We start from the raw sequence: 2,216 nt of genomic DNA on the forward strand, positions 1-2,216 counted from the left end.
GACCTATCAACCTGATCATCTTTCAGGGATCTTACTAGCTTGCGCTATGGGAAATCTCATCTTGAGGGGGGCTTCATGCTTAGATGCTTTCAGCACTTATCCCTTCCGCACATAGCTACCCAGCGATGCTCCTGGCGGAACAACTGGTACACCAGCGGTGCGTCCATCCCGGTCCTCTCGTACTAAGGACAGCTCCTCTCAAATTTCCTACGCCCACGACGGATAGGGACCGAACTGTCTCACGACGTTCTGAACCCAGCTCGCGTACCGCTTTAATGGGCGAACAGCCCAACCCTTGGGACCGACTACAGCCCCAGGATGCGATGAGCCGACATCGAGGTGCCAAACCTCCCCGTCGATGTGAACTCTTGGGGGAGATAAGCCTGTTATCCCCGGGGTAGCTTTTATCCGTTGAGCGATGGCCCTTCCATGCGGAACCACCGGATCACTAAGCCCGACTTTCGTCCCTGCTCGACTTGTAGGTCTCGCAGTCAAGCTCCCTTGTGCCTTTACACTCTGCGAATGATTTCCAACCATTCTGAGGGAACCTTTGGGCGCCTCCGTTACTTTTTAGGAGGCGACCGCCCCAGTCAAACTGCCTGCCAGACACTGTCTCCCACCCGGATCACGGGTGCGGGTTAGAATGTCAGTACAGCAAGGGTAGTATCCCACCGATGCCTCCACCGAAGCTGGCGCTCCGGCTTCCAAGGCTCCTACCTATCCTGTACAAGCTGCACCAACATTCAATATCAGGCTGCAGTAAAGCTCCACGGGGTCTTTCCGTCCTGTCGCGGGTAACCTGCATCTTCACAGGTACTATAATTTCACCGAGTCTCTCGTTGAGACAGTGCCCAGATCGTTGCGCCTTTCGTGCGGGTCGGAACTTACCCGACAAGGAATTTCGCTACCTTAGGACCGTTATAGTTACGGCCGCCGTTTACTGGGGCTTCAATTCGCACCTTCGACCGAAGTCTAAGCGCTCCTCTTAACCTTCCAGCACCGGGCAGGCGTCAGCCCCTATACTTCGCCTTGCGGCTTCGCAGAGACCTGTGTTTTTGCTAAACAGTCGCCTGGGCCTATTCACTGCGGCTCCTCAGGGCTATTCACCCCAAAGAGCACCCCTTCTCCCGAAGTTACGGGGTCATTTTGCCGAGTTCCTTAACGAGAGTTCTCTCGATCACCTTAGGATTCTCTCCTCGCCTACCTGTGTCGGTTTGCGGTACGGGCACCTTTTACCTCGCTAGAGGCTTTTCTTGGCAGTGTGGAATCAGGAACTTCGGTACTAAATTTCCCTCGCCATCACAGCTCCGCTTTAAAGAGAAGGATTTGCCTCCTCTTCAGCCTAACTGCTTAGACGCGGCAGTCCAATGCCGCGCTTACCCTATCCTCCTGCGTCCCCCCATTGCTCAAACGGTAAAGAGGTGGTACAGGAATATCAACCTGTTGTCCATCGCCTACGCCTTTCGGCCTCGGCTTAGGTCCCGACTAACCCTGAGCGGACGAGCCTTCCTCAGGAAACCTTAGGCATTCGGTGGAAGGGATTCTCACCCTTCTTTCGCTACTCATACCGGCATTCTCACTTCTAAGCGCTCCACCAGTCCTTTCGGTCTAGCTTCACAGCCCTTAGAACGCTCTCCTACCACTGACACCAGAAGGTGTCAATCCGCAGCTTCGGTGATACGTTTAGCCCCGGTACATTTTCGGCGCAGAGTCACTCGACCAGTGAGCTATTACGCACTCTTTAAATGGTGGCTGCTTCTAAGCCAACATCCTGGTTGTCTAAGCAACTCCACATCCTTTTCCACTTAACGTATACTTTGGGACCTTAGCTGGCGGTCTGGGCTGTTTCCCTCTCGACTACGGATCTTATCACTCGCAGTCTGACTCCCAAGGGTAAGTCATTGGCATTCGGAGTTTGTCTGAATTCGGTAACCCGATGAGGGCCCCTAGTCCAAACAGTGCTCTACCTCCAAGACTCCTACCTTGAGGCTAGCCCTAAAGCTATTTCGGAGAGAACCAGCTATCTCCAGGTTCGATTGGAATTTCACCGCTACCCACACCTCATCCCCGCACTTTTCAACGTACGTGGGTTCGGGCCTCCAGTAAGTGTTACCTTACCTTCACCCTGGACATGGGTAGATCACCTGGTTTCGGGTCTACGACCTCATACTTATTCGCCCTATTCAGACTCGCTTTCGCTGCGGCTCCGTTTCTTC

1 rRNA gene is annotated in these 2,216 nt (G+C 53.9%); it reads right to left on the reverse strand.

From position 1 onward, the window contains the following. A 23S ribosomal RNA gene (locus ACFPM4_RS04495) occupies positions 1-2,216 on the reverse strand; the annotation flags it as partial.

Source organism: Lederbergia graminis (assembly GCF_042655485.1).
In the GTDB taxonomy this organism is placed as follows: domain Bacteria; phylum Bacillota; class Bacilli; order Bacillales; family Bacillaceae_C; genus Lederbergia; species Lederbergia graminis.